General features: G+C 71.1%; 4 protein-coding genes. 1 reads left to right on the top strand and 3 read right to left on the bottom strand.

Annotation, left to right across the window (positions count from 1 at the left end; translation table 11 throughout):
- From MJ797_RS24810 to MJ797_RS24820, 3 genes are all read right to left on the bottom strand, one after another.
- Nucleotides 1-326 (bottom strand): hypothetical protein (locus MJ797_RS24810; protein WP_239341844.1); only part of this gene is annotated, 326 nt, incomplete at its 3' end.
- Nucleotides 323-1933, bottom strand: coding sequence for a hypothetical protein (locus MJ797_RS24815; RefSeq protein ID WP_239341846.1), 1611 nt, complete (start codon nucleotides 1931-1933; stop codon nucleotides 323-325). The genes MJ797_RS24815 and MJ797_RS24810, both read right to left, overlap by 4 nt.
- A 974-nt stretch (nucleotides 1934-2907) precedes the next feature.
- Nucleotides 2908-7287 carry an effector-associated domain EAD1-containing protein gene (locus tag MJ797_RS24820; protein ID WP_239341848.1) on the bottom strand — a complete coding sequence of 1460 codons (4380 nt, stop codon included), beginning with the start codon at nucleotides 7285-7287 and terminating at the stop codon, nucleotides 2908-2910.
- Between the two features lie 321 nt (nucleotides 7288-7608).
- Between MJ797_RS24820 and MJ797_RS24825 the strand changes: the two genes are divergently transcribed.
- Nucleotides 7609-7902, top strand: coding sequence for a transposase (locus tag MJ797_RS24825; protein WP_255739468.1), 294 nt, complete (start codon nucleotides 7609-7611; stop codon nucleotides 7900-7902).
- Nucleotides 7903-7909: the final 7 nt, after the last annotated feature.

The raw sequence follows: 7909 nt of genomic DNA on the forward strand, positions 1-7909 counted from the left end.
AGCAGCTTACAGGCCGCACCCGGATTTTGGAGCCCAACACGCTCGCCCAAAATCTCCTCGCCGAAAAGGCCGACCTGTTCCACGCCGTCGACATCGATGCTGAGGGTCGAGGCGAACTGGGTGCTTCCCTTCCATGGGCACAACACCGGGCGCCCGATCCGGCTGTCGTAGATGGCGACCGCGCAACTCGTGGTGCCGAGGTCAAGGCCCCAGATGCAGGCGAAGCGCTCATCGGTCTCCTTGCGTGCCCGGGCGGCCCAGTCCTGGGCACGGGCCTCGAACGGGCCGCGCCGGACCGCATCGAAGGCGCCGAGCACGGCGGTCACCTCGGAGTCCCTGGACGGTGGCACTTGGCCCTCGGCGCGCAGCATGCGCAGCTCTGCGGCGGCCCGCGTGGTACTCGAGCCCTCCGCGCAGGCCCGGACGCAGAGCCGGACCAGCTGCTCGACATCGTCGGCCTGCCGGAGGAAGGCGGCCAGTCGCGGGTCTTCGATAGCTTCGTTCCCGCGTAGCCGCAGAAGGCACCGGGCCGCCTCCGCCGGAGAGCCAATCCGGACATACAGGGCGAGGGCTTCCTCCGCCTCCCGGCCTCCTCCCGTAGCCGAGCCGCCGCCAGCAGGTCGCCACCTGCCTCGAGTGACACTGCCCTGGCCGCCAGCGCGCCGGGCGAGTCATCGCCCCGCATCACTCGCTCGGCCTGTCCGAACTGGCCCGCCTCGCTGTACAGCCGGTGCGCGCGGTAGTGATCGTCGGCAGCTTCCGCGAGCCGTCCGGCGTCGGCCAGCTCGCCCGCTTCCTCCTCAAAGCGGCTCCACGCGGCATAGATCGACTTCGCGGTCTCGGAGCTGTCCCCGGCGGTCGCCTCCCGCACCTTCGCGCCGAAAAGCCTACGTCCCGCCGTGAGCGCCGCCTGCCGCCGCCGCTCCACCTCACCACGCCGCTGGCCTAGAACGGGAGCTGTCTCGTCATCCTCGGCCATTCGGTCGAGATGGCCGAGCAGGAAGTGGGCATACCGGACCGCGGCTGCAAAGTCCTGCCGATCGGCGATCAGGTCGATCTCGGGGAGGCAGTGAGCCGCCAGCAACGCGGCTCGCGCCGGTGCCTCGGCCGGGCAGAACTCCATCGCCTCGCGGAAGCGCCCGAGGCGCTCAAAGCAGACACTCGCCTCGAGAAGCCGCCCGACAGCGCGGTAGTGAGCGGCCGCCTGCTCGTAGCGGTCCGCCGCGAACAGGAGGTCAGCCGCCCGGTACCGCAACGCTCCCACAGCCGGGGGATGAATGCACTCGGCCAGCTCGAGACCGGCCTCGACGTCCGCGATCTCAGATGAGCGCAGGCAGCAGTCCACCGCGAGACGGCGCTGGTCCGCCGTGCTCGCGAGCCGCGCCGCATCCGCGCCTCGGCCCAGGTAATGCTGAACCTCGAACAGCGGCGGGAGGTGGTCGGGCGGGAGACTCGCGAGAAACGGCGACCAGACTGCCGGGTCCTGCCCGAGCTGGGTGTGGGTGACATACGTTTGCAGCACCTCGGTGAGGAACGTGACATCGAGTAGCCGCGCTGCCTGCCATCCACTGAGGTGCGTCGCCACGATCCCGGCGTCGGCCTGCCGGCCGAGGACGACCGCGAGCCTCTGCGAGGCAGAGGTGTGGAGGGTACGCCAGCCAAGCCGCCGGGCCGTCAACAACGCGACTGTCAGCGCGGCGAGATCTCCGTTGGCGACTACTGCTGTGAATCGCGGCTCGACGCGTTCAAAGGCGCGTTGGTGGTCCGCCGGATGAATCGCGGAATCGTAGGTGAAGAGAAGGCACAGCGCGGCCGGGGAGGCGTTGTCGAGTAGCTGGAGCAGCGCGTCTCGGTAGGCTTGGGCCGCCCGGTCAGCCGCCCTCGCCGTAGGTGGCGGGCGCGTGCCGTCGAAAACGCCAGCCAGAACAGTCAAGGTCTTCCGCAGACCCCGCCCGGCGCCGGCACGCACATCATCGAGGGACCGGCCGCAGTCCTCACACGGCGGATGCGGTAGCCGAAGCTGACCCACTAAACAGCCCACCCCCAAGTCCATACCGTGGCTATAGCCTGCCACATCTGGGTTTCGCCGACTCCGAGAACGGTCGTCGAACGACGGAGACCGCCGGCCGCCGGTACGAGCGCCCGTCCTCCTCGAAAATCGAGCAGGACGCTGGGAAGCCTGATCCGAGACGGCCCGCCGAGGAAAAAGGCGTCCTGCTCCGCAGCGCGCTCTGGGTCGGCCTATGGGCCAAGGTCGATGACCGTGATCTGGAGTCGAAAGGCTCCTACCGGAAGTGATCGTGCGCTGCCACCCACCACGATGCGTCGCCGCCAATTGACCGCGTTCATGCTGCTGGTCGCGCTTGGCTGACAGCGCTCTCCACCCCGGAGCCCCTCCGCCGCCCGATGACCATGACGCGGCTCGGCCCAGCCAAGCCGTCGTAACACCCGCTACTCCGCCGACGGCAGCCAGAATGTCGACGACACCCGCAATGACCTGGGCCATTGTGGTTGGGGATGTTCGGAGCGCGCCGCCGAGCGCACCAAACATGTTCTGACCTGCACGTTCACATTTTCACAAGCGTCATGACCTTCTGGTCCGCTATCAGATGGTTCGCCCGCCAGACCTGATCGACATGTCTGAATCCCCGCCTCGGCGAACGACACGGCACACAGCGGCATCGTGCGGCACCAGCAACTCCTTCTGATCTTCACGCGCTTCACGTGTGCGCGAGGTGTGCGCGAGCCCCCCGGGACGACGCCACGGCGTCGCGGTTGCACTTGGCTGCCGAGGGCAATTCTCTGAAGACCATCCGGATGTACGTCAAAGCGGCGCAGAGGTCCGAGCTAATCCAGCGTCCGCATCGGAAATGCGTCTCCACGGAATAAGGGACGGAGCCGCCGGCGTCACAGACCCGGTCGGGCACGTCCGGGCAGGGTGGTCAGCCGTTGCGCGGCTGGCCAGTCGCCGGTGGCCGCGCGGGCTTGAAGGTCGGCCTCGTGGCCTTGTTCGGCGAGCAGGTCGGCGAGGCGTTCGGCGGCTCCCTGGTCGCCGGCGTCGGCGAGGCGCGCCAGGAGATCGATCGCGTCGGGGATGTTGCCCTGCTCTGCCAGAAGGTTGGCCAGTCGCCAGGCGGCGTGGCCGTCGCCGGCGGTGGCTCGGGCTTTCAACTGGTCTGCGTGGCCCAGCTTCGCCAGAAGATCGTCTAGCGGTCGCGCGGCGTCGGGGTAGTCGGCGTCGGCGTAGGGCTCGAGCACGGTGATGGCGTCGTTGGTGCGGCCGTGTCTGGCGAGGAGGTCGGCGAGCTTTACTGCGGAGCGCACGAACCCGAGGTCGGCGTAGGGCTTGAGCAGTTCGACGGCATTGTCGAGGGCGCTGTGACGGGCGAGCAGTTCGGCGAGCTTGTCGGTCGCGTCCAGGTCGAAGGCGTCGGCGCGTGCCCTGAGCTGGCCGATCGCGTCGTCGATGTGTCCGTTTTCCGCGAGGAAGTCGACGAGCCGGTCTAACGCAAACGGCGCATGCTCGTCGACGGCGCGCCGCAGGAGGGTGATCGCCTCGTCGATGCGGCCGTGCTGGGTGAGGATCTCGACAAGCTGGTCGGCGGACTGTGACGTACCGTCCGCGACCCGCTCGACGACGGTGACGGTGTCGGCGATGGATGCCAAGCCGTTCTGCCTCAGTAGGTCGGAGATCCCGAGGGTCTCTGAGAACGTCGCCCGTTCGCCGCGGTCGGCGTGGGGTCGGAGGAGGTTGATCGCCTCGTCGAGGCGTCCCTGGGCGGCGAGTAGATCGGCCAACCGTGTCGTTGCCGGCCAGTCGCCGGCGTCAGCGCGGGTCCGAAGCTCGCTGGTCCGGCCTTGTTCGGCGAGCAGGTCGGCCAGCCTGTGGGCGGCGTGGTCGCCGCCGGCGTCGGCGAGTGCGGTGAGCTGCGTCATGCGACCCTCGTTGGCGAGCAGGTCGGTCAGCGTGGCACGGGCCTCGACGTCGTCGGCGTGAGGTGTGAGCACGGTGATCGCCTCGTTGCCGCGGCCCTGGCCGGCGAGCTGGCCGGCGAGCCGGCGGGCGGCGTAGGCATCGCCGCCGTCGGCGCGGGCTCGCAGCTCACCGAGACGGTCCTGCGTCGCGAGCAGGTCCGCCAGTCGTCGGGCGGCGTCGTGGTCGCCGCCGTCGGCGCGGGCCCGTAACTGCTCGACATCCGACCGTGCCGCGAGGACTGCCAGGAGCCGGTTGGCGGCGTGGGTGTCGCCGCCGTCGGCGCGGGAACCTAGCTCGTCGACGTCGCCGCGGGCAGCAAGCAGGTCGACGAGCCGTCTGGCGGCGGATCGGTCGCCGCCTTCTGCGCGGTCCGCGAGCTCGCCGGCGCGGTGCTGGCCGGCGAGCAGGTCGGTGAGGAGGATGCCGAGGTGGAAATCGTCGGCGTGGGGCGTGAGCGCGCTGATCGCTTCCTCGATGTCGCCTCGCACGACGAGCACATCCACGAGCCGTCGGACGGCGACCGGATCCCCGTCGTCGGCGCGGGTGCGGAGCTCGTCGAGCCGGCCATGCCGGGCGAGTATCCCGACAAGCCGACGGGAGGCGGTTCGGTCGCCTCGGTCGGCGCGGCCCCGCAGGTCGTCGATGCGGCCCTGTCCCGCGAGCAGATGCGCCAGCAGCGCGCGACAGTCGGCGTTGCTCATGGTGTCGTCGCCGTCCGCAGCGGCGTGCGGTTCGAGTACGCGGATCGCCTCGTCGGCGCGGCCCTGCTTCACCAGCAGAGCAGCCAGCCGGACGGCCGCGTACCAGTCGGTGCCCGCGCGGACTGCCAATCCGTCGAGGTGGCCCCCCGCCGCGAGGAGGTTCGCCAGGACCATGGCGGCGTACCAGTCGTCACCCGCGTAAGGGGTCATGAGGGTGACAGCTTCGTCGACGCGGCCCTGCCGTACCAGCAGCGCGCTCAGCTGGTCGCCGGCAGTCGGGTGCGACCGGAGCAGGGCAATCGCCTCGTCGAGCTGGCCCCGGGCGGCGAGGAGATCGGCGAGCCGGCGGGCGGCGTGGACGTCGCCGATCTCGGCGCGGGTGCGCAGGTCGCCGACGCGGCCCTGTCCGGCCAGCCGGTTGGCCAGGCGCTCCGCTGCGCGCTCGTCGCCGGCGTCCGCGCGGCGGCGCAGGTGGTCGGTGCGCGCCCGATCGGTCAGATGATCTTGGAGAGCCGCGTGGCGGAACTGCCAGGCCGCCCCGGCCTGCCGCAGGACTCCGCGGCTGTGAGCGTCGGCGAGGAAGGACCACAGCCGCGGAGGTAGCTGGCCGCGCAGGGCCAGGTCGAGGTGGGTGAGGCGGAACCAGGTCCAGGTCCACAGGCCAGCCGGGTAGGCCGCCGCCAGGGCGTAAACCGTTGCGGCACTCGCGCCCGCGGCGACGGTGGCAACGGGGCCTGGCAGCGCCGCAGCGACTCCGGCGAAAAGGGCGCCGCCGGTCAGGCCGTACTGGATGGCGGCGGTCGTCGCGTTGCGGTGATTGGCGCGCAGCGTCAACCGGGGCGTATTCCGCCGGGGACGCCGCCCGGCTGGCGCGGCAACGGTCGGCATGACGGCGGCGACGGCTCCGTAGACGACACCGGCGACGCAGCCGAGCAGCTCGTCGCCGACCAGCCAGCCGGCCGCCACCCCGTAGAGCAGGCCGAAAACCACGCGCACCCGAGGACGGTTTGCCAGCCGCCGCCGCGCCCCGGGCATCGCAGGGCGCACGTAGCCGCCGAGTCTCATCGATCGGAAGGCTCCCGCGGCGCTGAGCGAGACGACGACCGCCGCGACGACGGCCGCGCGGACCGCGAGCCCAACCCCCCCGATCGCCGCGGCGGCGGCACCCACAGCGCCAGCGACCACCAGGACAGCCGTCAGGAGCACCCGCGCGGACGCCCGCAGCCGGGTCCCGAGTCCGGCGTCGAAGGTGGGCACCACCGCCAGTTCCCACCACCAGAAATCGAGGCTGCCCCGCTGATAGAGCTGTTCGGCGAGGCCCCCGAGCCAGCGCACGGCCTCGTCAGACCGATAGCGCCGCAAACCACTCCGCGGCGCATCCGGCGGCCTTGGCAGTTCGGGCGGGTAGACATGGGCCAGGAAACCATCGATGAGCAGCCGGGTGACAGCGGTCCGACCGGGCAGATCCAGCAACTCCACCGGGTCCACGGAGGGAGCCTGGTAGGCGACCCGGGCCAGCCCGACCATCAACGGCGTGGACAGCACCGCCGCCAGCGGCCCCTCGGGATCCGTGCGCAGCCGATCGAACACCGGTGCCCACCGACGCCGACTTGGGGCCGGATGGGAAAGGAACGCGACAGCCGCCTCGACGCCCAACGGGTCGATCTCGACGACTGCGGCGCGCGACAGTATCCGCCCACCGGCGGCGACGGCATCCTCGTACTCGCGGCCCCGGCAGGTCACGACCAACGAGCGATCCGCTGCCGCATACACGTCCAGGCGTTCGACCGCGAGCACGTGCCCATCGCCGGGCAGCTCGTCGAGGCCGTCGACGATGGGAAGCACTCGTCCCCGCCGGACGGCCTGCGTCGCGAACGGAAGGCGATCGCGCCCGCGGCGGGCGTCCAGGCGACCTAGGAAGGGGTAGTCCTCCATCAGCCGCCGGGACAGGAACGTCTCGAAGTGGTCGACGTCGGGGTGCCACGAGGCGGCCGAGACCAAGACCGGCACCGGGTCGGCGGGCATGCGCTCCTCGAGGAGCCGCAGCGTCAGCTCCATCGCCAGAACCGTCTTGCCGGCCCCGGGCTCGCCGAGCACGACCAGCTGCCGGTGCGGCAGGCAGCGGAACGCCGCCGCGATCTCCTCCACATCGCCCGTCAGCGGGGACGACTCCCAGCCGTCACCGTCGCTGTCGTCTGACGCATCGAGCACCACGTCCCGAGCCGCGGCCACCGGGCGCCGCGTCGATGACCACCGCACCCTCAGCGGCACGGGCTGCCGCACACCCCGCAGCGCAGCCTCCTCGGCCCACTGCCGGCGAACCGCGACCGCAAGTTCCGCCAGCGCCGCGGTCAGGGGGTCCGAGGTGGCGGCGGGGACGCTCAGATCCCGATCACGGACGACGGCAAGCAGCCGCGACACTCCATCGGCAATGACGCCGTCCGCGAGCAGCCGCGAGACCTCGATCCAGAACGCCCGCGGATTGTGCGCGGCCCACGGCACATCGCCGGCCGGGATCCCCGCCTCCTCCACAACCTGCCGTGCCACCAGCGGATCGGTAATCAGCGTGGCGAGCAACGCGACCTGCTCGTCGGTCAGACCGCCCGCCACGCACCACCCCCGAGAAGCCGCGCCAAGCGCCCCAGAGTCCCGCTGGCCCCGCGCCGATCAGCATCCCACCGGCTAAGGACATGTGCCTCAGGAAAGTGTTGCCCGGTTGCACGTCGTGGTCGCGATGGCCACGTTCTCGACTCCGCCCGCGTCGTAGCTATTCGACCGCTATCACAATGGCCCTTCTGCTGCCCGGGCCGTGATCGAGGCTGCGACGGACGCTCGCCGCTTCGGGCACAGCCCGGCGCTGCCTCACCCGGCTCCGCTCGCCGGGATGCGCGGACCACCCCGGCCGATGCCTCGCCGTCATCACACCCTCGACTGTTCTGCCCGACAGCCTGGGACGACCGGGTGCTCGGCGACCCCGCCGAGGCCCAGGCCGCCCGCCGCCGCCGGGAGAAGGCGAAACTCCCCGACGAGGTGCGGCACCGGGAGACGTGGCGGCTGGCGCTGGACATGCTCGACGAGGCGACCGGCGCTGGGGGCCTGCCGAAGCTGCCGGTGACCGCCGACTGCGCCTCCGGCGACGTCACCGCCGTCCGGGCCGGCATCGAGGAACGCGGCCGGGACTACGCGGTCGTGGAGTGGTCCCACTCTCGTAGACAGCGGGCCTGAAGTTTAG

It is taken from the genome of Protofrankia sp. CiP3, assembly GCF_917627345.1.
In the GTDB taxonomy this organism is placed as follows: domain Bacteria; phylum Actinomycetota; class Actinomycetes; order Frankiales; family Frankiaceae; genus Protofrankia.